Raw genomic sequence first — 23,837 nt, forward strand, 5'->3', positions numbered from 1 at the left:
GTTCAGGTTCGCGGTATGGCGAACAGGGGGATACCGTTTCGCTCACTTTGTCCACTTTGGAAGCGCCGGTACGCCGCGCCGAAACAGTCGGGAGCTGAATCATGGACTTTGTCGCGATCCTCTCGATCTTCGTGCTGGCCTGCTTTGTTGGATATTATGTCGTCTGGTCGGTCACGCCGGCGCTGCATACGCCGCTGATGGCGGTGACCAACGCCATCTCCAGCGTCATTATCGTCGGCGCGCTGATCGCCGGCGCGGCGGCGGGCAGTGCCTCGTCGAAATGGCTGGGGCTGCTTGGCGTGGTGCTGGCCAGCATCAATATCTTCGGCGGCTTCGCGGTCACCAGCCGCATGCTTGCCATGTACAAGAAGAAGGACCGGCCGGCGCCGGCCAAACACTAGGCAATTCGTCACCCCGGGCTTGACCCGGGGTCCCGCTTCTTCTGGCAGTGGGACAAGACAGCGGGACCCCGGCTCAAGGCCGGGGTGACGAGGGGGAACAGGATGGAACACGCAACCGCCGGCAGCTCGTTCGCGGCGCTCGCCTATCTGATCGCCGGGGTGTGCTTCATCCTCGCGTTGCGCGGCCTGTCGTCGCCGACGTCGAGCCAGCGCGGCAACCGCTTCGGGATGATCGGCATGACCATCGCCGTGGTCACGACGCTGGTGACGCATGTGCCGATCGACCAGTTGCTCGTGACCGGCGCGACGCCGACCTATGATTACACGGCGATCCTCAGCCGCGTCGATTACGTCACGATGCTCGAAATCCTCGCCGCGATCGGCATCGGCGCGGTCATCGGCATCACCACCGCGCGCCGTATCGCGATGACTGCGATGCCGCAGCTCGTCGCCGCCTTCCACAGCCTCGTCGGCCTAGCCGCCGTGCTCGTCGCCTGCGCCGCCTTCCTCAACCCCATCGCCTTCGGCATCGCCGACATGGTGATCCCGATGATCGGCCAGCCCTTTGCCGTCATCCATGGCGTCAGCCGGGTCGAAATGGGCCTCGGCGTCGCGATTGGCGCGATCACCTTTTCGGGCAGCGTCATCGCCTTCCTGAAATTGAACGGCAACATGGGCGGCAAGCCGATCCTGCTGCCCGGCCGCCACGCGATCAACCTCGCCGTGCTCGCCGCGATCCTGTTGCTCGTCGCCTATTTCACGCAGGATCAGAGCCCCTGGATCTTCTGGACGATCACGATCCTCAGCTTCGCGATCGGCTTCCTGCTCATCATCCCGATCGGCGGCGCGGACATGCCGGTCGTCGTCAGCATGCTCAACAGCTATTCGGGCTGGGCGGCGGCGGCGATGGGCTTCACGCTGCACAACAGCGCGATGATCATCACCGGTGCGCTGGTCGGCTCGTCGGGTGCGATCCTCAGCTACATCATGTGCCGCGCGATGAACCGCAGCTTCATCAGCGTCATCGCCGGCGGCTTCGGGGCAGAGGCCGCGGCGAGCGGCGGTGGCGACAAGGTCGACCGTCCGTGGAAGCGCGGCTCGGCAGAAGACGCTGCCTTCCTGATGAGCCAGGCCGAACAGGTCGTCATCGTGCCGGGCTACGGCATGGCGGTCGCACAGGCACAGCACGTCCTGCGTGAAATGGCCGACAAGCTGAAGGAGCATGGCGTCCGTGTGAAATACGCGATCCACCCCGTCGCGGGCCGCATGCCGGGCCATATGAACGTGCTGCTCGCCGAAGCGAACGTGCCCTATGACGAGGTGTTCGAGCTGGAGGACATCAACTCCGAATTCGCGCAGACCGACGTGGCCTTCGTCATCGGTGCCAACGACGTCACCAACCCGGCGGCCAAAACGGACAAATCCTCGCCGATCTACGGCATGCCCGTGCTCGACGTCGAAAAGGCGAAGACCGTGCTGTTCATCAAGCGCTCGATGGGCGGCGTCGGCTATGCCGGGGTCGATAACGACGTGTTCTACATGGACAATACCATGATGCTGCTCGCCGATGCGAAGAAGATGGTGGAGGAGATCGTCAAGGCGCTCGACTGATGGCGCCGGGTGTCTCCATTTTGGATGTAAATGGCATTTGGGCGCCATTTACCTCGGAAATGGAGGTGACTGACCGCGATCCCGCCCCCGGCCCGCGTATCGTGCCGCCATGGGGAAGGCGACGTTTACCGAATGGGCGGGGCAGGGTGGTGCCGGCTGCTACAGACACCGCGGCCGCGCGATGCTGCTGATCGCCGACAGCGACATGGGCGATGCCGCCGACGCGGCGATCGCCGCCGCCGGGGGACGGCCCTTGCGGCGCATCGCCTGGGCCGAGGTGGAGGCGGGCCTCGCCGCCGTCGTCGCCGCGCCCGTCGTGCTGGCGGAGGCGGGCGGCGTGGCTCCCGAACGGCTGGAACAGGCGCTGCCTGCGCTGGGCCGCTTCCTCGACGCCATGGAAACGCGCGCCGTCGTCACCTTCGCCACGGACCAGATCGATCTCGTCGCCCGCCATTTGATGGATGCCCCCGTCGAATTGCTCTGCGACGCCACCATCCCGCAGCGCGCGCTGGCGCTGGCCCAGGCGGCACTGCCCCGGGCGCTGATGCTGAACGACAGCATGCCCGACCGGGTGGAGGACGATCGCCACGCCTACAGCCCGCAGGGCGCCGAATCAGACGACCAGCACATCCGCCGCATGGCCGAAGGGATCGCGCAAATCTCGCGCATCACCGCCGGCCTCCTCTCCCATACCGCGCCGGCGGAGGGTGGCCCGGGCACCCGCGACCTCGCCGATCGCCGCCGCAGCTTCGCCAGCGAGCCTGCGCCCGGCGGTCAGGTCGTCACGCCGCAGGAGGTGCGCCGCGTGATCCAGTTGCGCCAGTCGCGCAGCCGCTTCTTCGGCCAGTTCATCGGCGAGGGGCTGTTCGAGGACCCGGCGTGGGACATGCTGCTCGACCTGTTCGCCGCCGAGCTGGAGGGCAATCGCGTCAGCGTGTCCAGCCTGTGCATCGCCGCAGGTGTCGCGCCGACCACCGCGCTGCGCTGGATCGCCCGCATGACCGACATGGGCCTGTTCGTCCGCCACCCCGACCCCGTCGACCGCCGCCGCGCCTTCATGACCCTGTCGCCCCGCGCCAGCGAGGCGATGCGCGCCTATCTGGTGGCGGCGCGGAAGGCGTGAGTGCGCTTCCCTCTTGCGGTTCCGCTCCGGCTTTGGCAGGGCGGACTTCCCCGAGAGGGGGCGCTTAGCTCAGTTGGTAGAGCATCTCGTTTACACCGAGAGGGTCGGCGGTTCGAGCCCGTCAGCGCCCACCATCCCCCCGATGATCAGGCCTGTGCCGCCCCGAAGTCCGATGGCGTCCGCCGCGGACCGCCGCTGCCACGCCGGTTGAGCGCCTGGCGCACCCGGTCGAGCAATTCGGTGCGCCGATAGGGCTTGCTGAGCACGTCCGTGGCGCGCTTGCGGGGTCCGTTGACGACCAGTTCCTCGTTATAGCCGGTGGTCAGCAGCACCGAGACGCTGGGATCGCGCTCCATCACCGCATCGGCCAGCATCAGGCCGTTCATGCCGCCCGGCATCACCAGATCGGTGAACAGCAGGTCGATATGGTTGTCGGGATGGACCTTGTCGAAGGTCTTGAGGCCCTGTTCGCCGCTGATCGCGGTGGTGACGCGATAACCAGCGCTCGTCAGGATCTCGCTCGCGACCGCCAGCACTTCGTCATTGTCCTCGACGATCAGCACATGTTCGACATAGCCGCGCGGCTGGGCCGGTGCCGCGTTCAGCGCGTCGACGCTGGCATCGGACGTGCCCGCCTCTTCGCTGGGGCGTGCGACGGGGAAGATCATCATGACGCTGGTGCCGCGACCGTCCTCGCTCTCGATATCGAGGCGGCCGCCGGACTGGCGCAGGAACCCGCTGGCCATGGCGAGGCCGAGCCCCGTGCCCTGACCGACGCCCTTGGTCGTGAAGAACGGTTCGACCGCGCGTTCCAGCACCTCGGGCGGCATGCCCGTGCCTTCGTCCTTCACCTCGAGCACGACATAGTCGCCGGGCGCCAGTTCGCGCGCGGTTTCAGGGGTGAGCGACAGGCGGCGCGTGCCGATCGTCACCTCGCCGCCATTGGGCATGGCGTCGCGGGCATTGTTGACGATGTTGAGCAGCGCCATTTCGAGCTGATCGGGATCGACGACGACGTGCGGCAGCCCGCGGCGCAGGCTGAGGTGCAGGTCGACGTATTTCGACACTGAGCTTTCGATCACCTCGCTGAACTCGGTGACGAGGTGGCTGAGATCGATCGCACGCGGTTCGAGCCGCGTCTTGCGGGCGAAGGCGAGCAACTGGCGCGTCAGCTTGGCGCCGCGTTCGGCGGCCGACTGCGCCGCGGCGACGTAGCGCTTGGCCTTGTCACTGTCGGTGACCGCGGACAGCAGGTCGAGGTTGCCGTTCACCACTTGGAGCAGGTTGTTGAAATCGTGCGCGAGGCCGGCGGTGAGCTGGCCGATCGATTCCATCTTCTGCGCCTGGCGATAGCTTTGTTCGACGTTGCGGCGGCGCGTGACGTCGAGCTGGCTGGCGAAGAAATAGAGGAGGTTGCCCTCGACGTCGTAAACCGGGCCGATGAACACCGCGTTCCAGAACGGCGAGCCGTCGCGGCGGTAGTTGAGCAGTTCGAGCGCGATCGACTGGCGGGCCTCGATCGCCTCGCGCAATTCGGCGACGGCGCCGCGATCGGTCTGCGACCCCTGCAGGAAGCGGCAGTTGCGGCCCAACACCTCGGCTTCCTCATACCCCGTCAGGTCGAGGAAGGCCTTGTTGGCGAAGGCGATCGGATTGTCGTCCTGATTGGGATCGGTCAGGATCATCGGCATCCGCGTCATCTCGATCGCGGCGAAGAAGACGTTGCCGCGATCGTCGAGGCCGGGGCGCGTGATCGTGCTTTCGCGCCAGTGATGCAGGCCCGGGCGGCCGATCGGGTCGTCGTGACCGCTGTCGATCGAGCCGGCGGAGGGGACTCCGGTCGCCTGTCCGATCAGGGGCGCGTCGGACGCGGTGCGTTCAGTGGGGTGCTGGGAGTCATCAGCCATGGATTCGGGCATGGCCCAGTCGGCCCCAACAGGCAAGTCGCGACCGTGACTGGTTTATTCCACCGATCATGGTCGATCGCCACCCTCGTCGCGATATTTGATCTCCAGATAGCGACCGCGCGTCGACAGGCTGTCGAGGTCGTTCTGCGCCAGCCGCGCGGTCATGTCGGCGATCTCCTGCTCGATCAGCTTGAGGCCGGCGACGAGTTCGGCGTCGGGCGTGCGGCCGTTGCGCTCGACGCGGCGGAGCGGTTCGGGAACGCGCGCGTAATCGGTGACGAAGGCGGGCAGCTGTTCACCGATCAGGCGGCGGACCTCATAGGCCTCTTCCTCGCGGCCATCGAGCCGGCCGAGCTGCGGCGACAGCGTTTCGAGGCGGACGCCGATCTGGTCGACCAGCCCGCGTGCCGGCGCAGGCAGCATCGGGCGCTGCGCATCGAGCCAGCGTTCGGTCTTGGCGGGCAACGTTTTGATGTCGGTTTCGCGCAGCACCTTTTCGCTCGGCGCGCGGGCGGCCGGCGCGATGGCGATCGCGATCGTCACCGCCGCCATCAGCAGCAGCACGGCGAGCCCGCCGAACAGGCCAAGCGGCACGACCATGCCCGCCACCGCCGCGGCGATTAGGATGATCGCGTTGACGGCGCAGATGATCGCGAAGCGCGTGCCGACACCGACCGCCTTGCGCTTCAGCCGCTTGCCATGCGCGCGATACACGGTGCCGAGCTTTTCGGCGACGGGCCCGCGATAGTCCTCGCTGATCCGGGCCATCGTCGCGCGGGCACGGGCGATCTGTTCGTCGACCTCGGTCATGCCAGTCTCACAGCGACTCCAGGCGATAGCTGTCGGTCGACGGACCCTTCAACGCGCCCTGCGCGGCGCCTTCCGCCCGCGCGATATAGCCCTTCGACTTCTCCACCTCGCTGCCGAGCGCGGTGACGGTGGTCTTCATCGAATCGAGCGCCTTGATCTTGAACGTGTCGATCGCATCCATCGTGTCGTAGATGTTCTGGAAGGCGCGTTGCAGCGTCTCCAGCGGGATGGTCGAGGCGGCGGCCTGTTCGTGAATCGCGGCGGTGTTGCTGCGCAGCAGCTTGCCGGTCGAATCGATGATGTTGGCGGTGGTCGTGTTGAGCTGCGTGATCGATTCCAGCACCAGCTTCTGGTTGGTCAGCGCCTGCGCCACCGTCACCGCGGTGCGCAGTGCTGACACGGTCGTGGTGCTGGCGCGATCGACGCCCTTCACCAGTTCGACGTTGTTCTTCTTGACGAGGTCGAGCGCGAGATAGCCCTGCACCGTCACTGCCATCTGCGTCAGCAGATCCTGCGTGCGCTGGCGCGTGTAGAAGAGCGCGGTTTCGCGGATCGCCTTCGCCTTTGCGGGGTCGGTGTGGTCGAGGTCGGCGGCCGTCTCCTCCAGCTTGGCGTCCATCGCCTTGCTGAGGTGAATCATCTGCTCGAGCCGCCCCATCGCGCCCCACAGATTGGCGCGTTCGGTATCGATCGCGGCATTGTCCATCAGCAGCTCATCTTTGCCGGACGCAAGGTTCTTCAGGATCGCGCTGATGTGCGTCTGCGACGACTGGTAGCTTTCGAAATAGTCGCGCATCTTCGACCCGAAGGGGATGATGCCGAAAATCTTCTTGGGGCCGCTGAGCGCGCCCTTGCGGCCGGGATCGAGGTCTTCGATCACCCGGCGCAGCTGCGCGAGATCGGCTCCGACGCCGCTTTCCTTGTCCATCGCGCGGATCGGGCGATCGAGGAAGCGGTTCGACTGGCCCGCCGCCTCGCGGATTTCCTTCGCGCCCATCGCGGTGATCGCATCGACGCGCTTGCCGAATTCGGGGCTGTTGACGTCCTCGGCAACGAGATCGCGGACGAAGGTGTCGACGCGGGTTTCGAGCTGCGTCTTCTTGGCATCGTCGATCGGCACGAGCCCGGCGGCGCGCTCGGCCTGCACGGTCGGCACGGGATCGGGCGGGGTCAGCACCAGCCCCGGTTGCGTAGGTGCGCTCAAGGTATCGGCGCTCGTCGCCATCATCGTCCTCCAGCGGGCATCGGCCCGTTGCCCCGCAATGTGCCGGTTGCGGGGGCGGGGTTCAAGTGTGTCATGTGAATAATACGCTGGCGCGCGATGCCGGGGGTGATTCGGGTCGCGGAAGTGGACGAAGTGGACGGTGCGTTACGTCCGGAAACGCCACCCGTGCTGCGCCTGCCGGGCAAGGACAGGGCGAGGGTGGGCGTGGCCATGGCGGCGGTATAGCGGATCCGGGGCGTGTAGGACAGCGGGGTTGCGATACGGTGGGATGTCGGCGTCCACTTGGTCGTCGGTGACGATCGAAGCATATGGCGGCCATGCGCACCTTTGGAACGATCGCGCCCGATCCGGCGGCTCACCCCCGTTGAAGGCCCAAGGGATGACTTTAGCATTATTATCAACAACGAGCCGATAAATATTGCAAGCGCGCGCGAGCGAAAAGCTCTCGATAGTAAAATCGTCGACCGACGTTGTCGAATGCTTGTCGATCCATTTTCGGCTGTTAATGTTGCGAAGACCCTTCACTCGAATGGTCATTATCGGGGGATATATGAAATATTCGAAATTGGGGTTGCTTCCCCTGCTCGCTTTGGTGACCGCATGCGGCGGTAGCGATGGATCAAGCGCGGGTGGGGCGGTGAGCGTTACACCGGCTCCCTCGCCAGCCCCTACGCCGGCGCCCACCCCGACGCCGACACCCGCTCCTACGCCCACGCCCACTCCAGCGCCGACTCCAACCCCGACGCCGACATCGGCAACGCTGCCGATCTCATCCCCCATCCCCAGCGATGGCAATTGGTCGACCCTGCAGGGTGACCCGGGACATACGGGTTATGTTGCCGGGAGCTATACAGCCGCAAAATTCGCCGACGCCTGGACGATTACGACTCCCAAACCTCCTAGCGATGTCGCGGCACGGGCGGGAAGCGTGTTCTACAATGTGCTGCAGGCGGACGGCCACATCTACACGCAGGCCGTATCGACCACGAGCGGCGCGTCGCTGTGGGGTTTCGATCTTGGCGGAAACAATGTTTACCCAAATACGATGCCATTCGGTCCAGCCTACGCGAATGGTCGCGTAATATCGATGGCGCCGAATAACACATCATCTGCCGCACCGTTTCAGGTGATCAATGCTTCGAACGGTGGGTACGTCAGTACGGTAACGTACGATGCACAATTCAGTAACGGTAGCGTCGTAACGCCCGTTGGAGATGAATTGTTTTTCACATCAGGGTATTATGGCAACGTCGTGTTCGCCGCGAACGCCGCCACGGGAGACAAAATCTGGCGTAACTTGGACAGTACGCAGTATGGCGGCTATGTCATGCAGGGGGAGAGTGTCGCCGTCGATCAAAAATACGTCTACTTTTTCCGCGTTGGGTCGCTTTCGATCCTAGGTCGGGATGGAAATCTTCTGCAAAGCATTCAAAACCCGTTCTTTTCGCAAAATTACATAAGTTACTTCGGGGAATATGACGGCGCTCCGATGCTGGACGGTAATGGCCACGTATTTACCTATGCAGACAATTATATGTTCGGTAAATCGTTGCCGCTTATCGGTTTCGCCCTCAATGCCGCCAAGCCAATGTGGCGTACCAGTTATAGCTATACTGGACAGCCTGCAGTCCGGGGTGGCAAAATCTATGCCGTCCGGTCCTCCAGCACGATGGTCGACGTGATCGATGTGCTCACCGGCTTGGTCACGAGCTCGATCAACGTGGGCGGCAGCGGTAACCTGACCAGCAATGTGATCGTCACCGACAGCCATCTGTTCGTCGCGAATGCGGCAACGACGTTCGCCGTAGATCTGAATGGCGGTAATCCGGCGCCTACCTGGACAACGGCATTCGGCGGCAACCTGGCCATCACGCCGGATGGGTATCTGATCATTTCCACCAAGACGGGTCTGCACGCGGTGAAGCTCAGATAGGTTTCGGCTCGTACGGCGGCGGGGGGCGATGATCGGCGCAAGGATCACTCCGTCATCCATCCCCGCCCCCGCCCCCCTTCCCGCGACGCAACATTTCGGCTATGGGCGCCCGCGATACCCTATAGATCAGGAATTCCCATGAGCCTCCGCAACGTGGCGATCATCGCGCACGTCGATCACGGCAAGACGACGCTGGTCGATCAGCTCTTCCGCCAGTCCGGCACCTTCCGCGACAACCAGCGTGTCGAAGAGCGCGCGATGGATTCGAACGACCTCGAAAAGGAGCGCGGGATCACCATTCTCGCCAAGCCGACCTCGGTCGACTGGGCGCCTCCCGGCGGCGGCGAGACCGTGCGCATCAACATCGTCGATACGCCGGGCCACGCCGACTTCGGTGGTGAAGTCGAACGTATTCTCTCCATGGTCGACGGCGTCGTGCTGCTGGTGGATTCGTCGGAAGGCGCGATGCCGCAGACGAAGTTCGTGACCGGCAAGGCGCTGGCGCTGGGCCTGAAGCCGATCGTCGTGGTCAACAAGGTCGACCGTCCCGATGCGCGCATCCAGGAGGTGCTGGACGAGGTATTCGACCTGTTCGTGTCGCTGGACGCGAACGACGAGCAGCTCGATTTCCCGGTGCTCTATGCCTCGGGCCGCAACGGCTATGCCTCGACCGACATGGACGCGCGCGAAGGCACGCTGATCCCGATGTTCGAGACGATCGTCAACCACGTGCCGCCGCCCAATCTGGACAAGGACGCGCCGTTCACCTTCCTGGTGACGCTGCTCGACCGTGACAACTTCCTGGGTCGCATCCTGACGGGCCGCGTCAATTCGGGCACGGTGAAGACGAACCAGGCGATCCACGCGCTCGACGCCGACGGCAACATCATCGAGACGGGCCGCGCGTCGAAGATCCTGTCGTTCCGCGGGCTCGATCGCGTGCCGGTCGACGAAGCGAGCGCGGGCGACATCATCAGCCTCGCCGGCCTGACCGTCGCGACGGTCGCCAACACGATCGCCGACACGACCGTCAGCGAGCCGCTGCACGCGCAGCCGATCGATCCGCCGACGCTGTCGATGCGCTTCGCGGTAAATGATTCGCCGATGGCGGGTCGCGAGGGCAGCAAGGTGACGAGCCGCATGATCCGCGACCGTCTGTTCCGCGAGGCGGAATCGAACGTCGCGGTGAAGGTGACCGAAGCCGCCGATCGCGACAGCTTCGAAGTCGCCGGCCGCGGCGAACTGCAGCTGGGCGTGCTGATCGAGACGATGCGCCGCGAAGGCTTCGAGCTGGGCATCAGCCGCCCGCGCGTGCTGTTCGGCGAGGACGAGGACGGCAAGAAGACCGAGCCGTACGAAACCGTCATCATCGACGTGGACGAGGAGCATTCGGGCACCGTCGTCGAGAAGATGAACCTGCGCAAAGCCGAGCTGACCGACATGCGTCCGTCGACCGGCGGCAAGACGCGCATCACCTTCTCCGCGCCCTCGCGCGGCATGATCGGTTACCACGGCGAGTTCCTGTCGGACACGCGCGGCACCGGCATCATGAACCGGCTGTTCGAGCGTTATGGTCCGCACAAGGGCCAGATCGAAGGCCGCAAGAACGGTGTGCTGATCTCGAACGGCGCGGGCGAGGCGAACAGCTATGCGCTCGGCCCGCTCGAGGATCGCGGCATCCTGTTCGTCGGCCACGGCGAGGCGCTGTACGAAGGCATGATCATCGGCGAGAATGCCAAGACGGATGACCTGGAGGTCAATCCGATGAAGGCGAAGCAGCTGACGAACTTCCGCGCATCGGGCGGCAAGGACGATGCGATCCGCCTGACGCCGCCGAAGAAGATGACGCTGGAGCAGGCGATCGCGTACATCGACGACGACGAGATGGTCGAGGTGACGCCGAAGTCGATCCGCCTGCGCAAGCGCCATCTGGATCCGCACGAGCGCAAGAAGGCGTCGCGCGCCAAGATGGCGGCGTAACGCTTTCGGGTTTGGGTTTGAGGAGGGGGCGTCCGAGCGATCGGGCGCCCTCTTTTTTGTGTGCGGTGGGCGGGGCGGTGTCCCATCCACTCCGTCACCCCGGGCTTGACCTGGGGTGACGCTTTTCGGCGGGGCGGAGAAGAAGAAGCGGGACCCCGGGTCGAGCCCGGGGTGACGGGGGAGGGTTAGCGGGGGACGGGGCGCAGAAATAGGGCGACGCGTTGCGGTGCCGCGCTCTGCCGTCGGTGGCGATCACTTGTCGGGCGTGGGCGCTTGCCGATGGGGCGGGTGGAAGGTGTCTTGAGCTTCCCGTCATCCCGGACGGGTACTCTACGGCCAGGGACGTTTTGCGCCTCTTGCCGCCCCCTGGCGGCCCGGTGGACCCCGGAACGGGTCCGGGGTGACGGTGTGGTTGGGGCGGCGGCGGGGCGCAAAAAAGGGGCGGCGCCTTGCGGTGCCGCCCCTGCTTTAGGTCAGTTGCAATCGCTCATTTGAACCGGCCGCTGACCGAGACGCCGATGATGCGCGGTTCGTTGAACACTGCGGCCATGTAGTTTTCGATCACGCCCTTCAGGTTCTTTTCGTTGGTGATGTTGCGGGCGAAGGCGGCGACTTCGTAATTGTCGTCCGGCGTCGTGTAGCCGATCTTCAGGCCGCCTTCGAAATTGCCCTTCGAATAGAATTCCGCGGTCTTGTAGAGCACGAAATTCGTATAACCCTGGATGTTCCAGTCGGTCGCGGCGAACAGCTTGCCGCCGTTCGACAGCGGCACGTCGTAGCGGGCGGTGGCGTCGAGGTTCCAGCGCGGGGCGTTGGGCAGCGGGTTGCCGTCGACCGCCGCGAAGGTGTTGGCGCCGACCTTGATCGTCGGATTCTGCACGGTGCAGACGACCACGCCGTTGAGGATGCAGACCTGCGCATAGACGCGCTTGTCGCGGATCTTCGAGGCCAATGCGCTGGCGCCGAGGGTCAGCGTCAGGTTCGGGATCGGGCGGAATTCGCTGTCGATCTCGACGCCATAGGCGCGGGCCTTGTCGGCGTTGAACAGCACGCCGTTGCCGTTCACGTCATTGCCGTTCAGCTGGATGTCGTTGACGACATAGGTGAATAGCGACGAATTGATGCGCAGGCGCCCGTCGAGGAACAGGCCCTTCGACCCGACTTCCCACGAGGTGATCGTTTCGCTGTTCGCGGTGCTGAACGGCGAGTTGAACACCGCCGAGCGACCCTGGATCGTCGGACCGCGGAAGCCGCGCGCGACGCGGGCGTAAACGCTGTTCTGGCCGTCGATCGCGTAGAGCGCCGAGACGTCCCAGCTCGGCTCCTTGCCCTCGAGGCGCACCGACGTCGGGGCGGTGGGGTTGAAGCGGCGGAACTGGTCGACGGTGCCGGTAACATCATAGACGGGCTTCACGAGCGCGGTCTTCTTGAGATCCTCGGTATAGCGCGCGCCACCGGTGATCGTGAAGTCCGGCGTCACCTTGAAGCTGGCCTGACCGAAGGCCGCCCAGCTGGTGTTGACGTCGCGCAGACGCACCCAGTTGTTGGGATTGCGCGTGTTTCCAAGGGCATCCGGGCCGGTCAGGAAGTAGGACCGTTGGTAGAATTCCGTGGTGTCCTTCTGGTTGAAGTAGAATCCACCGACCTGCCAGGTGAAGCGCTGGCCCGCGGCCGACGCGAGGCGGACTTCCTGCGTATACTGGTCGAGGCCGCGGATGTTGCCCTGGCTTTGCCCGTAACCGTTGGGACGGCCGTTGAACGGATAGTTCACCGCCGCGCCACCATCGGTATCGCCGCGGCTGTAGCCCGAGGTCGTCTCGTACGCGCTGATCGACGTGAGCGTGACCGGCCCGAAGTCATAGGCGGCGTTCACCGACGTGCCGTAGGTGTCGTAATCCTGCGGGTTGTCGTTGCCTTCGTCGAGCGCGATGCGGTCGCGCGGTTCGGCCGAGACCGAGTTCGAGCCCTTCTTCAGCGCCGCGCGGTGGAAGATCGTCGAGGTGCCGTGATAGCCGCGCGCATGGCCCGACACGTTGACCGAGAAAGCGTCGGTCGGCGTCAGCAGGACCTGCAGGCGCACGTCCTTTTCGGTGAAGCCGCCCATCGCATTCTTCTGCGGCGTGCGCGTGCCGTCGGCGCTGTAGCCGGCGAAGGTGTTGTCGACCCAGTCGTTGCGATGCTGCATCAGGCCCGACAGGCGGACGGCGACCTTGTCCTGAACGATCGGGCCGCCGACGCCGGCGTCATAGGTGAATGTGCCGAGGCTGCCGGCCGACGCCGACACGCGACCCTGCCAGGTTTGCGAAGGCTTGATCGTGTCGAACTTAATAATACCGGCGGTCGTGTTGCGACCGAACAAGGATCCCTGCGGACCGCGCAAGACTTCGACCTGCTGCACATCGAACACGGGATTGGATTTCAGGACGACATGCTCTAGAACAACATCGTCCTGGATGATGGAAACTGGTTGGCTGGCGCCCAGGTAAAAATCTATGTTGCCCAGGCCGCGGATGTAGAAGCGCGGGAAGATGCGGCCGGTGGTGGTTTCGGCATAGAGGCCGGGGACGCGGCCCGACAGCGCGAGAATGTCTTCGCCGCCCGACTGGAGATTGCGCAGTTCCGGCCCGCCGACGACGGCGACCGAGATCGGCACGCGCTGCAGGTTTTCGGCCCGGCGTTCGGCGGTGACGACGATGTCGCCGAGATCGCCGGTGTCGGCCTGCGGCGCGGCGTCGGCCGGCGCGGGAACGGGCGCAGGCGCCGTCTGGGCGAGGGCGGGCGCCGCGAGGCTGGCGGCGCCGAGCAGCAGCATGGTCTTGAACAGGCGAGACGTCACGAAATTCCCCTTTATGGTCTGGCGCGAGGGGACCATGTTCGCGTGGCAGGCGCGCGGGTGATCCCGTTCGCGAATTCCTGTCGTATCGGATGGCGCCCCCTGCGGCTGTCGCGCGACTAAGCGCGGATTGTGTCGTCTTCGTGAACATATGTGTCCGGTCGGACGGTAAACCGCGGATGAACGCCGCATTCCGGCTCGGTTCAGCCCGAATCACCTAGAGCCCAGGCAACACGCTCGGACCGTTGTGCGTTTGGCCCAACCCGGACGTCGTCAGTGAGGAGGTTCGTCATGAACGGGTTTTTGAAGAAGGCAGGATTGGGTGTGGCGCTCGCCGCCACCGCGCTGACCGCCGCGGCGCCGGCCGATGCGCAGCGCTGGGGTGGCTATCGTCACTATAACCGTGGTGGCGGCGATGCCGTGGCCGGTGCGCTGCTGGGCGGCGTGCTGGGCCTGGGCATCGGTGCGGCGATCGCGAGCAGCAACCGTCCGCGCTATTACGATCGCGGTTATTATTACGATGCGCCGCCGCCCCCGCCGCGCGTCGTGTATGAAGACCGCTATTATGCGCCGCCTCCGCCGCCGCCCCCGCCGAGGGTCGTGGTGCGCGAGCGCTACTATAACTACAATTATCCGTCCTACGGATATGGCTACGGCTACTGATAGCAGCGGTTTCGTCGGGAAGGCGGCGTGGGCAGCGATGCCCGCGCCGCTTTTTCGTGGCGGGCGCGCGCCATTGGCGTTAAGCGCGCGCGGATGACCGATACGCCCCCCGATCGCCTGTCGACCGACCCGTCGAGCCCGTATTTCGACCAGCCCGCGCTGGAGCGCGGCATCGGTATCCGCTTCAAGGGCAAGCAGCGCCACGACGTCGAGGAATATGACCGCGCCGCCGGCTGGATCCGCGTCGCGCTGGGCAAGAAGGTCGACCGCCACGGCCGCCCGCTGACGATCAAGCTGACCGGCGAAGTCGAGGCGTGGTTCGAACGGCCCGCGCCGGGCGGCGAGGGTGAGGATAGCGCCGAGGGGTAAGCCCCCGATCGCGACTGGCAGACCGTGAGGGCGTGGCGGGGAACCGGTGCGCCCTTTTTGCTGGGCGATGCGTGTGACGGAGGGGGGCAATCGTGACGATCGTCCCGAAACCGTAGCCCCAGCGCAGGCTGGGGTTTCTCTCGGCTCCGGTCGCGCGCTGTCACCGGACGATCCCTGCCTGCGCTGGGATGACGTTTGGGGCGGGTGGATCGACGCGCCGCCGCGTCAGCCCAAAACGCGGCCGATGCGCACGAGGACGCCGGTGGGGTCGCTGACCGCGAATTCATAGGTGCCCCAGGGGGTGGCGTGGGGCGTGTCGGGCAGGATGATGAGCTCGCGCACCCGGTCGGCGATCGCGTCGACGTCGTCGACATAGAGGTAAAGGCCGAAGGGATTGTCCTCGACATTGGCTGGCCAGCCGGGCGCATGGCGCAGGTGAAGGTGCCAGCCGCGGCCATCCTCCAGAATGCGATATTCGCCCCAGTCGGACGCGAGGGTGAAGCCCAGCCGGGCGTAGAAGGCGGTGCTGGCGGCGAGATCGCTGCTCGGCACGATGGCGACGACATGATGGGACATGGGGATCGGCCTCCTGCCGGGACGGCTTATCGCTTGGGCAGGTGCCGCAGGATCGCCGGCATCTCCGCATCGATGACCGGGCGGGGATCGCCGTCGCCGTAGCGCACGCTACTGCGATAGCGGAGCCGCTGTCGATAGGGGTGCGCGCCGGTGCCGGGCGTGCTGACGGTGATCCAATAGGCGAAGGGAGCGATGCGGGTCGGCTCCGCGACGATCATGTCGCCGGCGAGTGGGCCGGCGTCGATGTAGCGCACCTCCTGATTGTTGTTGCGGCCGGTCTGGTGCGTGAAGACGGGCGTGAAACGGTCGGCGGTCCGGTCGTAGGCGAACAACGCGGTCGCGATCCGCTGGTCGCCGTTGGCGCCGTGCAGGCTGCCGACGCGGAGCAGCAGCAGCGGGGCGTGGTCGCGAGGGTGGACGATGCGCGCGGCGAGCAGGTCGTGCGGCTCGGCATAGGCATCGGCGCCGCCGGGTGGGGTGAGCAGGCGCGATATATCGGGCTGGCAGGCGCCACCGGGATGTCCGAGGCACAGGCGGACCGCGCCGGGCACAGTGCCGTCGCCGAGGATCGGATCGGGGATGGCGGGCCCCTGCGTCGCGGCGAGGGCCCACGGAGTGCGGGTGGCGAAGGGGCGGGTGAGGTCGATCGTAGCCGGCAGCGGGGGCGCGGCGGGGCTGGAGGCGGCGAGCAGGAGCAGGGCGAGCAGCGGCATGAGCATGCATCCTTCGCGGGCGAGGCACCGGCAATCTGCGCGGTGGAATCTTGCGCGTTGCTGAACGTCGTTGGTGAGCGGCGCGCGTCATGGCGGCGGTGGTGGTGGTTCGCTTGGGCGGCGCGCTGGCGGCGGCGATAGGGGCCGCCTAGCCCACAGGCGCAAAGTCGGCGTGGGGTGGGCGGGTCAGATCATGGCCAAGTACCCGTTAACCATATTGGCGCTGAAGGTTAGTGACGGGAGACGCAAAAGGGTTGCGCGCAATTACCGATCTGGTACGTTGGTGTCCGCCGGTGGGGCCATGGCATCCCATCGGCCGGCGATCGCATCCAGATATTGGCGTGCGACGTCGAGCGTTCCTGGTACATAGCGATAGTGGGTTTCGCGCCCCGCGCTGGTCCGGGTGACGAGGCCCGCCTGTTCGAGCAGGTGCAGATGTTTGGTGACGGCCTGGCGGGTCATGCCCGCATGCGTCGCCAGCCGGGCGATCGGTCGGGCGACGCCGCTGCGAAGCGTGACGAGCAGCAGCAGCCGCGTGGGATCGCCGAGAATGGCGAACAGCCGCGCGGCCTGCACGGGCTTGGCGACGGACGGCGGAACGGACATCGGCAACCTCCCGGTTGCCCAGGCAACCGTCAGGATGCCGATAGGGCAACCGAACGGTTGCGGTGCTGGCAACCCTGTGGTTGCTTATGATCGACGTGCGCCGGTTAGGCAACGCAATCGTTGCCATCGATATGTGGCGCACGTCCTTGGCCGCAGTGATCACCGCGTTGGGGCGGATGCCCGGTCGGCGCGGGGACGGTCTGCCTCGAGAGCGGAGCGGGGCGCCGGTGGACGCAAAACCGTCAAAATGCGGCGGCATGGTCGGCCCGGGACGTCGGGGTGTGACGGCCCGTGTACACTGGACGAGCGTCGGAGGCAGACATGAACCGGGCAGGGCGGGCCGTGATGGCGATGGTGGCGGGCGCGCTGATGCTGTCGGCCGGGCCGGCGATCGCCAGCGAACCGGGCCTGGAGCTGATCGGCACGACGCAGATTCCGTTCGACAGCCGGTTCGACGGGATCACGATCGGCGGACTGTCGGGGCTCGACCGGCTGCACGGCGACCAGTATCTTGCCATATCGGACGACAAGGGCGATGGCCGCCCGCCGCGCTTCTATCAGCTGTCGATCGGGCTCGATCCGGCGCATCGCGCGATGACGGTGCGGGTCGAACGCCAGACCCCGCTGCGCGACGTGCGGGGCGCGCGCTTCCCGATGGACCGCGCGGTCGTCGATCCCGAAGGCATCCGGCATCTGGCGAACGGGCATATCCTGTGGTCGTCCGAGGGCACGTGGAGCGAGGATCCCGCGCTGCGGGTGCAGCCGGCGATCTACGAAAGCAACGCGGCGGGCCGTGTGCTGCGGCAGTTCGATTTGCCGTCAGCCTATCTCTACGCGGACAATCGCACGCGCGGGGCGGCATCGAACGGCGTGCTGGAGGGGCTGGCGGTCGCGCCCAAGGGCGGCGTGTTCGCGATCAACGAGGTGCCGGCATATGAGGACGGGACGGCGAACGGGCCCGCGCTCCATCGCCTGACGCGCTTCGATCCGCGCACCGGGCGGCCGCTGCGCCAATATGTCTATGACGTGCCGGATGCGCGCTACAGCGTGTCGGAATTGCTGGCGATCGACGACCGGCGCTTCCTGTCGATCGAGCGCGTCGCGCCGTTCGATATGCGGCAGGGCGTGCGCGCGCGGATCGTGCGGTCGCGGATCGCCGACGATACGACCGACGTGCTGTCGTGCCCGGCGCTGCCGCGCTGCGCCGCGGTGCCGATGACGCGTGAGGTGCTGCTCGACCTGCCCGGCCGGTATGACGGCGTGCTGATCGACAATCTGGAGGGGATGGCGTGGGGCCCGCGCCTGCCGGACGGGCGGCGCACGCTGATCCTGGTGGCGGACGACAATTTCAATCCGGAGGAGACGACGCAGTTCCTCGCCTTCGCCTGGCCGGGGGCGGACCCGCTGCGGTAGCGGGTCCGTCGGTGGCGGTTACGCCGCCTCGAGCGCCTCGGTCGCCTCCAGCCATTGCGCCTCGAGCGCGTCGATGCGGTCCTGCGCGTCGGCGCGGCGCTTCATCAGGTCGCCCATGGCGAGCTTGGCGAAGCGCGGTTCGGCGGTCTTGGGATCGAACATGGCGCGATCGAGCGCGTTGCGTTCGGTGGTGAGCTTGGCGATCTCGGCTTCCGCGTCGCGGATCGCCTTGCGGCGCGCCTTGTCGGCTTCGCGGTCGATGGGCTTGGCCTTGTCCTTCTTCTTGCCCTTCTCCTCGGGCTGCTTGTCGCCGGCGAGGACGAAGGCGATGTAATCGTCGAGGCTGCCGTCGAATTCCTTCGCGGTGCCGCCGTCGACCAGCACGAGGCGGTCGGCGGTCATTTCCAGCATGTGGCGATCGTGGCTGACCAGCACGACGGCGCCCGAATAGGCGTTGAGGGCCTGGATCAGGGCTTCGCGCGCATCGACGTCGAGGTGGTTGGTCGGTTCGTCGAGGATCAGCATATGCGGCGCGTCGCGGGTGATGAGGGCGAGCGCGAGGCGCGCCTTTTCGCCGCCCGACATCTTGCCGACCTTGCCCACCGCTTTATCGCCCGAAAAGCCGAAGCGGCCGAGCTGCGCGCGCACCGCCGCCGGGCTGGCGCCGCGCATGATGCGGGTCATGTGTTCGAGCGGCGTGTCGTCGGCGTCGAGTTCCTCGACCTGATACTGGGTGAAATAGCCGACCTTCATCTTGCCGGTGGCGTTCATCTCGCCGTCCATCGGCGTCAGCTGCGCGGCAAGCAGGCGGGCGAGCGTTGTCTTGCCGTTGCCGTTGCGGCCCAAGAGCGCGACGCGGTCGTCGGGGTCGAGGCGCATGTTGAGGCGCTTGAGGATCGGCGTGTCGGCATAGCCGACCGAGGCCATGTCGAGCGTGATGAGCGGGGGCCGGAGCTCGCTGGGATCGGGGAAGTCGAACGACAGCGTCGGATCGTTGGCGAGTTCGGCGATCGGCTGCATCTTCGCGAGCATCTTCTGCCGGCTCTGCGCCTGTTTGGCGGTGGAGGCGCGGGCCGAGTTGCGGGCGACGTAATCCTGCAGCTTGGCGCGCTGCGCGTCCTGGTTCGCCTTGGCGGCGGCGAGCTGCGCCATGCGCTCGGCGCGCTGGCGTTCGAAGCTGTCGTAGCCGCCGGCGTAGAGCGTGATCTTGCCGTTCTGCAGGTGCAGGATGTGGTCGACGACGTTGTTGAGGAAATCGCGTTCGTGGCTGACGACGACGATCGTCGCCTTGTAGTTCACAAGGAAATCCTCGAGCCACATCACCGCTTCAAGATCAAGGTGGTTCGACGGTTCGTCGAGCAGCAGCAGGTCGGGCTGCGAGAACAGGAGCGCGGCGAGCGCGACGCGCATCTTCCAGCCGCCCGAGAAGCTGTCGAGGGGGCGCTGCTGCATCTCTTCGTCGAAGCCGAGGCCGAGCAGGATCTGCGCGGCGCGCATCGGGGCGGTATAGGCGTCGATCGCGATCAGGCGTTCGTAGACGTCGCCGAGCCGGTCGGGGTCTTCGCACGTCTCCGATTCGATCATCAGCGCGGCGCGCTCGACGTCGGCGGCGAGGACGGTGTCGAACGGCGTGGCGGTGCCCGAGGGGGCTTCCTGCGCGATATAGCCGAGGCGCGCGCCCTTGGGCATGTCGGCGCTGCCGTCGTCGGGCTCCAGCATGCCGGCGATGACGCGGACCAGCGTCGACTTGCCGGCGCCGTTGCGACCGATCAGGCCGACGCGGCTGCCGGGCGGCAGCGCCGCGGATGCGCCGTCGAGGATCGTGCGGCCGCCGAGGCGCACGGTGATGCCGTTGAGGTTGAGCATGGGCGAGGCCCATAGCAGATGTTGCGTTGCAGCTAAAGCGGGCGGGAAGGCGGGGTGTTCACGCGAAGACGCGAAGGCGCGAAGAGGGGGGGGCTTGGCGCCGCCGGTGTGCCCGAAGGGGGCTAGCGGATGAGAGCCTGCGGCGCGCCCTTTGCGGCTTCGCGGCTTTGCGTGAACCCTATTACAACGACCGGATCAGGCGGACGGCTTGCGCGATCCAGGGGGGCGAGGGGATCGAGACCGGGCGGGCGGCGGGCGTGGGCGGCAGGACGAGCAACGCCTCGCCATCGATGCCGATCAGCCGCGCGAAGAGGAAGCGGCCGGCGGGTTCGGGGAGCAGGATGTCGCGGTTGAGCGCCTGGGCGAAACCGTCGGGCGCGCGCAGGTCGCACCAGATTTCGTCGCCGGCGCGATAATCGCCGACGCTGCCGGTCACCGAAATGGCGATGCCGCCGTTGCTCGGCTGCGGTGCGGGGAGCGTCATTTCGCGGCGGGGGACGTGGGTGCCGTCGCTGTCGAGCGTCGCGGCGACCGGCAGCGCGGTGCGTTCGGGCAAGGTCACCAGATCGGCGGGTGCGACCTCCAGCGCCGCCGCGATGCGGTTCAGCCAGTCGACCGAAACCGTCCGCGTCCCCGTCTCGAGACGGCCGATCGTCTGGGCGGTTGTTGGAGGGACGCACCTTTGCGCGACCTCTTCGAGGGTCAGTCCCTTGGCCCTACGTACTTGACGGATCGCGGTAATCATGGCGGCTCTCTAACCAGTGTGGTTATTTCGCTGTCCTACAACGTGCGCGATATGGCAAGCCCCCGCGACTCGGAAAGCGAAGGAACGCGGGATATGCGGGAGCTGGCGGAGCGGACGATCGGCGATGCGCGGCGAGTGCGGGTGAACGTCGCGGAATCACCGTTGGGGTGGCTGAAGGCACGTGGGATGGTGGACGCGCGGCAGTTCGAGGCGGGCGAGCGGCTGCGCGGCGACTATGAAACGGCGGCACTGGGGCCGCGGGTGACGATGCGCTGGAGCGCGCGCGTCGATGGCGGGGCGGGCGAGGGCCTCGACCCGACGACCGCGCAGATCGCGGCGAAGCGGCGGTTCGATGCGGCGCTCGACGCGGCGGGCAAGGGCCTGTCCGATATTGCGTGGCGGACGATCTGTGCGGGGGAGGCGCTGCCGGTGGCGGAAAAGGCGCTGGGCTGGCCGGTGCGATCGGGGCGGCTGGTGCTGACGCTGGCGCTCGACCGGCTGGCCGATCATTACCGGCTGGCCTGACGGCGCGCGTGGGTGTAGGGCGCGCGCCAAGCAGAACATAAGTGGCACGGATACGTGCCGATGACGGGATGGGTGCAGTGCGGTTCGACGTCGTGAAATGTCATGGGTCCGGCAACGACTTTCCGTTGATCGACGCGCGTGCGCTGTCGCTCACCGATGCGGACTGGGCGGCGGTGGCGCGGGCGCTGGCCGACCGGCGCGGGCCGGTGGGCGGTGACGGGCTGCTGCTGCTGGGGCAAGGCGCTGGAAATGCTGCGTTTTCGATGCGCATGTTCAATTCGGATGGCAGCGAGGCGGAGACGTGTCTGAACGGCTTGCGCTGCGTGGCGCGGGCGGGGTTCGAGGCGCTGGGGATCGACGCCGCCGATGTGTCGCTGAAGACGTCGACCGCCTATGTCGAACGCGATGCCGATGTGGCGCCAGGCGTCTATACGGTGCGCGAGACGGCGGGGCCGGCGGGCCTCGACGTCGCGAACTGGCCGCTGACCGGCGCCGGATCGCGGATCGTCGAAGCGGTGGTGCCGCCGCTGGATAGCGATCGATTGTTCACCGCGGTATCGATGCCCAACCCGCATCTGGTGACGTTCGTCGATGCGGTGGACGAGGCGGAGCTGGTCGCCGTGGGCGAGCGGTGCGAAGCGGCACCCGCGTGGTTGCCCAATCGCGCCAATGTGTCGTTCGTCGAGGTGCGCGGCGGCGATCTGTTCGTGCGGACGTTCGAGCGCGGCGTCGGGCTGACCGACAGCTGCGGCAGCGCGATGGCGGCGTCGAGCTTCGCCGCCTGCCTGACCGGGCGGCTGGCCTATGGCGCGCCGATCACGGTGTTCAACAAGGGCGGGTTGGTGCGCGCGGTCGTCGCAGAGGATGCGATGGTCAGCCTGTCGGGCAATGCGACCTGGGAATGGCGTGGATCGGTCGACATCGACCTGATGACGGAGCAGGCGGGGAGCTTGCGCGTTGAGGGTCATGCCGACGCGGAGATCGCCGCCTGGGCGCAGTTAGCCGACGCCGCGAGCCGCTGACCCGTCCCAGACCTGATCCAGTTGAAGGCGAGGGTCGCCCTTTTGGGCGCATCCTCCTGTACCGCTTAGAGAAAAGTATCACGATGCGTGACGATTCGAACTATTTCTACGACCGGGCCGAAACCGAGCTCGAACTGGCGCAGCGCGCCACCCATCCGCTGGCGGTGCGCGCGCACTATATCATCGCCAACCATTATCTGGACCGCTGCTATGGCAGCCCGGCCGAGGATGCCGCCGCGGCGCCCGCCGACGAGGGCGACGCCGCCTGATCCTCGCGGCGAGCCGGTCGGTGCCGTGCGTGGCGTGACACGGACCGGGTGAACCCTCGCGATTCCCATGCGTTGCAGGGGAGCGAGGTAGGAATGGCGGACGAGGCGCAAGACCCGACGCCCGGTGGGCATGGTCCGGGCGATACGGAAGCATGGACGGGCACGCGGGCCGATGACGGCCCGGAGGGTAAATTATACCCGGTGGCGGTCGCGTTGCGCGCAACCTTCGACGCCGACAATCATGCGACGCTGAGCCGCGACGTCACCGGGCTGATGCTCGATCTGTCGCGCGTGCCGTTCGAACCACACGAATTCGAACCTCTGCTGCGGCCGCTGGCGCCACCGCCGCCAGCCGGGTGGCTGGCGCGGGCGCGCCTGGCCTTGCGCCGGTTGCGCGAGGCGCGGGGCTGAGCGTGCCGCTCAGGCGGGAACGCGCATGCCTTTCAATTCCGATCCAAGCGAGCTGAACAGCGCCTCGATCTGCGACAGCGCGAGCGGCGACAGGCGGATGGGCGTCTGAGGGCCGAGCGCGCCCGGTGCCTCCATTTCGGCGAAACCCGCGTCGATCAGCGCCAGGATCCAGCGGTTGGCGAGCGCCTGCGACGTGCTGATCCGCTTGGCGAGTTCGGCGGCCGTGACCGAGCTTGCCTCCGCCTCTGCCAGATAGGCGATCAGCAGGATTTCGCAGGCGGGATTGCCGGCCAGCGCTGGGCCGAACGCGCGCTTGCTGCCACTGACCGCCTGCAGGAACATCCGCGCCATCCGCCAATAGCTATGGACCGATTCGGTTTCGGCATGGCGGCAGAGCAGGCGGGCGCTGAGGACGAGCACGGCGGCGTCACCCTGGCCCAGCCGCGAGACGGAGACGTTGATCCAGACGACGCCGCCATCGGCCTGCATGCAGCGCAGCGTGCCGCGATGCGTTTTTTGGCTGGGATCGCGCCACGCGGTCTCCAGGAACGCGTCCGCGATCAGCCGTTCGGTCGGATGGGCGAATTCGCTCGCCGGACGTCCGATCACCGCATCGCGCCCGATGCCGACAAGCGCGGCATAACCGTCGTCGATGTCGACGATGTCCCTGCGGCGGTTGATCAGCGCATGGCCGATATGTCCTGATCGATACGGCATAGACCCCATGACTGCCGGAGCCTTGGAGGCTCGAATCTGAGATGCTGATGATGGATTTGTCAGCAGCGGAGACGAGTCATGACGGAGGCAGTGAAATACGTTGGTCTGGACGTTCATAA

Annotated in this window: 22 protein-coding genes and 1 tRNA gene; 13 read left to right on the top strand and 10 right to left on the bottom strand. The window is 66.5% G+C overall.

The window, feature by feature from the left end:
* Positions 1-101: 101 nt before the first annotated feature.
* The 4 genes from ACP690_RS02380 (at position 102) to ACP690_RS02395 (ending at position 3,269) form a co-directional block, all read left to right on the top strand.
* On the top strand, positions 102-401 hold the full coding sequence (locus tag ACP690_RS02380; protein ID WP_043060847.1) for an NAD(P) transhydrogenase subunit alpha: 300 nt from the start codon (positions 102-104) through the stop codon (positions 399-401).
* 102 nt (positions 402-503) lie between these two features.
* Positions 504-2,012: an NAD(P)(+) transhydrogenase (Re/Si-specific) subunit beta gene (locus ACP690_RS02385; RefSeq protein ID WP_426260002.1), complete on the top strand. Its 1,509-nt coding sequence runs from the start codon at positions 504-506 to the stop codon at positions 2,010-2,012.
* A gap of 109 nt (positions 2,013-2,121) precedes the next feature.
* On the top strand, positions 2,122-3,135 hold the full coding sequence (locus ACP690_RS02390; RefSeq protein WP_426260003.1) for a MarR family winged helix-turn-helix transcriptional regulator: 1,014 nt from the start codon (positions 2,122-2,124) through the stop codon (positions 3,133-3,135).
* Between the two features lie 58 nt (positions 3,136-3,193).
* A tRNA-Val gene (locus tag ACP690_RS02395) sits at positions 3,194-3,269 on the top strand.
* A 12-nt stretch (positions 3,270-3,281) separates the two neighbouring features.
* Here ACP690_RS02395 and ACP690_RS02400 read toward each other — a convergent pair.
* The 3 genes from ACP690_RS02400 to ACP690_RS02410 all read right to left on the bottom strand — a co-directional run bounded on the left by ACP690_RS02400 (position 3,282) and on the right by ACP690_RS02410 (position 7,077).
* Positions 3,282-5,042, bottom strand: a complete 1,761-nt coding sequence (locus ACP690_RS02400; protein WP_426260004.1) for a histidine kinase famiy protein — start codon at positions 5,040-5,042, stop codon at positions 3,282-3,284.
* A 66-nt stretch (positions 5,043-5,108) separates the two neighbouring features.
* Entirely contained in the window at positions 5,109-5,852 is a 744-nt protein-coding gene (locus ACP690_RS02405; RefSeq protein ID WP_244056755.1) for a hypothetical protein, read from the bottom strand.
* A 7-nt stretch (positions 5,853-5,859) separates the two neighbouring features.
* Positions 5,860-7,077, bottom strand: coding sequence for a toxic anion resistance protein (locus tag ACP690_RS02410; protein ID WP_043060855.1), 1,218 nt, complete (start codon positions 7,075-7,077; stop codon positions 5,860-5,862).
* A gap of 928 nt (positions 7,078-8,005) precedes the next feature.
* On the opposite strand from ACP690_RS02410, the gene ACP690_RS02415 reads away from it, so the two are divergent.
* Together ACP690_RS02415 and typA are read left to right on the top strand one after the other, a co-directional pair.
* Positions 8,006-9,010, top strand: coding sequence for a PQQ-binding-like beta-propeller repeat protein (locus tag ACP690_RS02415; protein ID WP_426260005.1), 1,005 nt, complete (start codon positions 8,006-8,008; stop codon positions 9,008-9,010).
* A 138-nt stretch (positions 9,011-9,148) separates the two neighbouring features.
* Positions 9,149-10,990, top strand: a complete 1,842-nt coding sequence (gene typA, locus ACP690_RS02420) for a translational GTPase TypA (protein WP_017980090.1) — start codon at positions 9,149-9,151, stop codon at positions 10,988-10,990.
* Positions 10,991-11,477: 487 nt separating this feature from the next.
* Here typA and ACP690_RS02425 read toward each other — a convergent pair whose 3' ends face one another.
* Complete coding sequence (locus ACP690_RS02425) at positions 11,478-13,802, bottom strand: TonB-dependent receptor (protein WP_426260027.1); 2,325 nt, start codon at positions 13,800-13,802, stop codon at positions 11,478-11,480.
* A 312-nt stretch (positions 13,803-14,114) separates the two neighbouring features.
* On the opposite strand from ACP690_RS02425, the gene ACP690_RS02430 reads away from it, so the two are divergent.
* Both ACP690_RS02430 and ACP690_RS02435 read left to right on the top strand, forming a co-directional pair.
* A complete protein-coding gene (locus tag ACP690_RS02430; protein WP_294216098.1) occupies positions 14,115-14,486 on the top strand; it encodes a hypothetical protein in 372 nt (123 codons plus the stop codon).
* Between the two features lie 93 nt (positions 14,487-14,579).
* A complete protein-coding gene (locus ACP690_RS02435) occupies positions 14,580-14,855 on the top strand; it encodes a DUF3297 family protein (RefSeq protein ID WP_426260006.1) in 276 nt (91 codons plus the stop codon).
* Positions 14,856-15,080: 225 nt separating this feature from the next.
* Here ACP690_RS02435 and ACP690_RS02440 read toward each other — a convergent pair whose 3' ends face one another.
* The 3 genes from ACP690_RS02440 to ACP690_RS02450 all read right to left on the bottom strand — a co-directional run bounded on the left by ACP690_RS02440 (position 15,081) and on the right by ACP690_RS02450 (position 16,750).
* Positions 15,081-15,431 carry a VOC family protein gene (locus ACP690_RS02440; RefSeq protein ID WP_063686523.1) on the bottom strand — a complete coding sequence of 117 codons (351 nt, stop codon included), beginning with the start codon at positions 15,429-15,431 and terminating at the stop codon, positions 15,081-15,083.
* 26 nt (positions 15,432-15,457) lie between these two features.
* A complete protein-coding gene (locus ACP690_RS02445; protein ID WP_426260007.1) occupies positions 15,458-16,144 on the bottom strand; it encodes a hypothetical protein in 687 nt (228 codons plus the stop codon).
* 264 nt (positions 16,145-16,408) lie between these two features.
* Complete coding sequence (locus ACP690_RS02450) at positions 16,409-16,750, bottom strand: ArsR/SmtB family transcription factor (protein ID WP_063686519.1); 342 nt, start codon at positions 16,748-16,750, stop codon at positions 16,409-16,411.
* A 321-nt stretch (positions 16,751-17,071) separates the two neighbouring features.
* Here ACP690_RS02450 and ACP690_RS02455 point away from each other — a divergent pair, with 321 nt between their 5' ends.
* Entirely contained in the window at positions 17,072-18,163 is a 1,092-nt protein-coding gene (locus tag ACP690_RS02455; RefSeq protein WP_426260008.1) for an esterase-like activity of phytase family protein, read from the top strand.
* Between the two features lie 18 nt (positions 18,164-18,181).
* Here ACP690_RS02455 and ACP690_RS02460 read toward each other — a convergent pair whose 3' ends face one another.
* The gene (locus ACP690_RS02460) at positions 18,182-20,029 is read right to left on the bottom strand and encodes an ABC-F family ATP-binding cassette domain-containing protein (RefSeq protein WP_426260009.1); all 1,848 of its coding nucleotides are present in this window, start codon (positions 20,027-20,029) and stop codon (positions 18,182-18,184) included.
* Positions 20,030-20,210: 181 nt separating this feature from the next.
* The gene (locus ACP690_RS02465) at positions 20,211-20,774 is read right to left on the bottom strand and encodes a helix-turn-helix domain-containing protein (RefSeq protein WP_043060836.1); all 564 of its coding nucleotides are present in this window, start codon (positions 20,772-20,774) and stop codon (positions 20,211-20,213) included.
* A 93-nt stretch (positions 20,775-20,867) separates the two neighbouring features.
* Between ACP690_RS02465 and ACP690_RS02470 the strand changes: the two genes are divergently transcribed.
* The 4 genes from ACP690_RS02470 (at position 20,868) to ACP690_RS02485 (ending at position 23,001) form a co-directional block, all read left to right on the top strand.
* The gene (locus ACP690_RS02470) at positions 20,868-21,299 is read left to right on the top strand and encodes a DUF6456 domain-containing protein (protein WP_426260010.1); all 432 of its coding nucleotides are present in this window, start codon (positions 20,868-20,870) and stop codon (positions 21,297-21,299) included.
* A 68-nt stretch (positions 21,300-21,367) separates the two neighbouring features.
* Complete coding sequence (gene dapF, locus ACP690_RS02475) at positions 21,368-22,321, top strand: diaminopimelate epimerase (protein WP_426260028.1); 954 nt, start codon at positions 21,368-21,370, stop codon at positions 22,319-22,321.
* An 83-nt stretch (positions 22,322-22,404) separates the two neighbouring features.
* Positions 22,405-22,590 carry a hypothetical protein gene (locus ACP690_RS02480; protein WP_017980078.1) on the top strand — a complete coding sequence of 62 codons (186 nt, stop codon included), beginning with the start codon at positions 22,405-22,407 and terminating at the stop codon, positions 22,588-22,590.
* Positions 22,591-22,683: 93 nt separating this feature from the next.
* Positions 22,684-23,001 carry a hypothetical protein gene (locus ACP690_RS02485; RefSeq protein WP_147035382.1) on the top strand — a complete coding sequence of 106 codons (318 nt, stop codon included), beginning with the start codon at positions 22,684-22,686 and terminating at the stop codon, positions 22,999-23,001.
* 9 nt (positions 23,002-23,010) lie between these two features.
* Here the strand turns inward: ACP690_RS02485 and ACP690_RS02490 are convergent, their stop codons facing one another.
* Positions 23,011-23,727, bottom strand: coding sequence for a PAS domain-containing protein (locus ACP690_RS02490; RefSeq protein ID WP_426260011.1), 717 nt, complete (start codon positions 23,725-23,727; stop codon positions 23,011-23,013).
* Positions 23,728-23,837 lie beyond the last annotated feature (110 nt).

It is taken from the genome of Sphingomonas sp. DC4900, assembly GCF_049896485.1.
In the GTDB taxonomy this organism is placed as follows: domain Bacteria; phylum Pseudomonadota; class Alphaproteobacteria; order Sphingomonadales; family Sphingomonadaceae; genus Sphingomonas; species Sphingomonas aquatilis.

Excerpts from the sequence above, each read along its gene's own strand:
- ACP690_RS02455 (WP_426260008.1), top strand. The coding sequence starts at position 17,072 with ATGAACCGGGCAGGGCGGGCCGTGATGGCGATGGTGGCGGGCGCGCTG.
- ACP690_RS02380 (WP_043060847.1), top strand. The coding sequence starts at position 102 with ATGGACTTTGTCGCGATCCTCTCGATCTTCGTGCTGGCCTGCTTTGTT.
- ACP690_RS02425 (WP_426260027.1), bottom strand. The coding sequence starts at position 13,802 with ATGCTGCTGCTCGGCGCCGCCAGCCTCGCGGCGCCCGCCCTCGCCCAG.
- ACP690_RS02485 (WP_147035382.1), top strand. The coding sequence starts at position 22,684 with ATGGCGGACGAGGCGCAAGACCCGACGCCCGGTGGGCATGGTCCGGGC.
- ACP690_RS02385 (WP_426260002.1), top strand. The coding sequence starts at position 504 with ATGGAACACGCAACCGCCGGCAGCTCGTTCGCGGCGCTCGCCTATCTG.
- ACP690_RS02465 (WP_043060836.1), bottom strand. The coding sequence starts at position 20,774 with ATGATTACCGCGATCCGTCAAGTACGTAGGGCCAAGGGACTGACCCTC.
- ACP690_RS02450 (WP_063686519.1), bottom strand. The coding sequence starts at position 16,750 with ATGTCCGTTCCGCCGTCCGTCGCCAAGCCCGTGCAGGCCGCGCGGCTG.
- ACP690_RS02440 (WP_063686523.1), bottom strand. The coding sequence starts at position 15,431 with ATGTCCCATCATGTCGTCGCCATCGTGCCGAGCAGCGATCTCGCCGCC.
- ACP690_RS02480 (WP_017980078.1), top strand. The coding sequence starts at position 22,405 with ATGCGTGACGATTCGAACTATTTCTACGACCGGGCCGAAACCGAGCTC.
- ACP690_RS02410 (WP_043060855.1), bottom strand. The coding sequence starts at position 7,077 with ATGGCGACGAGCGCCGATACCTTGAGCGCACCTACGCAACCGGGGCTG.
- dapF (WP_426260028.1), top strand. The coding sequence starts at position 21,368 with ATGGGTGCAGTGCGGTTCGACGTCGTGAAATGTCATGGGTCCGGCAAC.
- ACP690_RS02490 (WP_426260011.1), bottom strand. The coding sequence starts at position 23,727 with ATGGGGTCTATGCCGTATCGATCAGGACATATCGGCCATGCGCTGATC.
- typA (WP_017980090.1), top strand. The coding sequence starts at position 9,149 with ATGAGCCTCCGCAACGTGGCGATCATCGCGCACGTCGATCACGGCAAG.
- ACP690_RS02445 (WP_426260007.1), bottom strand. The coding sequence starts at position 16,144 with ATGCCGCTGCTCGCCCTGCTCCTGCTCGCCGCCTCCAGCCCCGCCGCG.
- ACP690_RS02435 (WP_426260006.1), top strand. The coding sequence starts at position 14,580 with ATGACCGATACGCCCCCCGATCGCCTGTCGACCGACCCGTCGAGCCCG.
- ACP690_RS02460 (WP_426260009.1), bottom strand. The coding sequence starts at position 20,029 with ATGCTCAACCTCAACGGCATCACCGTGCGCCTCGGCGGCCGCACGATC.
- ACP690_RS02390 (WP_426260003.1), top strand. The coding sequence starts at position 2,122 with ATGGGGAAGGCGACGTTTACCGAATGGGCGGGGCAGGGTGGTGCCGGC.
- ACP690_RS02405 (WP_244056755.1), bottom strand. The coding sequence starts at position 5,852 with ATGACCGAGGTCGACGAACAGATCGCCCGTGCCCGCGCGACGATGGCC.
- ACP690_RS02430 (WP_294216098.1), top strand. The coding sequence starts at position 14,115 with ATGAACGGGTTTTTGAAGAAGGCAGGATTGGGTGTGGCGCTCGCCGCC.
- ACP690_RS02470 (WP_426260010.1), top strand. The coding sequence starts at position 20,868 with ATGCGGGAGCTGGCGGAGCGGACGATCGGCGATGCGCGGCGAGTGCGG.
- ACP690_RS02400 (WP_426260004.1), bottom strand. The coding sequence starts at position 5,042 with ATGGCTGATGACTCCCAGCACCCCACTGAACGCACCGCGTCCGACGCG.